Consider the following 1,378-nt stretch of genomic DNA (forward strand, 5'->3'; position numbering starts at 1 on the left):
TTAGTACTGCAACGGCACTTCACCTCGGTGGATAGCCGCGGCGTTTGTAGTGGCTGAGGCGGGCTTGGTATTGGCGTCGTCGTCGCCAGCGTGACCACGACCAGATGTGTTTAGGCTGGTGGCGGCGGACGAACAGTGCGGCGAGCAAGCGCCGGATCTCCGGTACGGTGTAGCCGATCATCATGTCGTCGCTGGGACTGGTTCCCCTTTTGCGGTCAGGGTGCGGGCGACGACGAGCCAGGCGTAGGCGGCCATGGACAAGGTGATGTGGGCGTACCAGGCCCGCCAGTCGCGGACCTGATACTCGTCGAGGCCGGCCTGGCCTTTAGCCTGCTGGAAGCATTCCTCAACGGCCCACCGGGTGCCGGCGATGCGGGCCAGATCCAGCAGCCGGGTCTTCCGCGGGCCGTAACAGACGTAGTAGGCCAGCTCGCCGGTGCTCATGTTGCGGCGGGCGAGCAGCCAATGCCCGCGCCCGGCCCGCCAGAACACCCGGATCGGCACCCGCGCCCACCAATACTCACGCGGCCCGTGAGCACCCGGGCCGGCCGAGATCCGCGACCACGCCCGGCCCGGCAGCGAAGCGATCAGCTCGTCGACGCGGGCGCGGCCCATGCTGGTGGTGACCACGTCGTCGTTGCAGCGCGTCGCCACCACATGGGCTTGGTCGTGGTCCTCGAGCCAGACCCGCAACGACTTCGCCTGCCCGTAGGCCTCGTCCATCGTCACCCACGCCGCGGTCACCCCAGCGGCGAACGCCCGCGACAGCATCTGCCGGGCCATCTCGATCTTCGTCGCGAAGCCGACCTCGTCCGGGATCCCGGCGGCCCGGCAACGATCCCGATCGTCGGTCCAGGCCTGCGGCAGATACAAATGCCGGTCGATCAGCGCGTGTCCGCGGGCGGAGCGGTAGGCCAGGAACACACCGATCTGGCAGTTCTCGATCCGTCCGGCGGTTCCGGAGTACTGCCGGGCCACACCCGCAGACTTCAGGCCCTTCTTCAGAAACCCGGTGCCGTCGACGATCAGCACACCCTCCGGGTCACCGAGATGCTCAACCACATAGTCACGCACCTCATCCCGGACAGCGTCGATATCCCAGTGCGCCCACCGCAACAGCCGCTGCATCCCGTCCGGCGACATGTCACCGGCCTGCTCCGCCAGCGTCCAGCCGTTCTTACGATCCAGGCCCGCGACCAGCCCGGACAGGTACTGCCGGGCCCGCCGGCGAGGCTCTGACCTGGCAAAACGATCTGCGAACCGGGCATACAACCGGTCAAGCTCCCCAGTCCACTGACCAACCTCGATCGCCGTCATGCACCACCCAACGAGCCGATCATCGATACGTTCCGCCCGCTGAGTGCCGTTGCAGTATTAG

1 protein-coding gene is annotated in these 1,378 nt (G+C 67.2%); it reads right to left on the reverse strand.

From position 1 onward, the window contains the following. Nucleotides 1-180: 180 nt before the first annotated feature. Nucleotides 181-1,317 carry an IS701 family transposase gene (locus AC0NH5_RS42960; protein ID WP_474414256.1) on the reverse strand — a complete coding sequence of 379 codons (1,137 nt, stop codon included), beginning with the start codon at nt 1,315-1,317 and terminating at the stop codon, nt 181-183. Nucleotides 1,318-1,378 lie beyond the last annotated feature (61 nt).

Source organism: Actinoplanes sp. 13 (genome assembly GCF_056134165.1).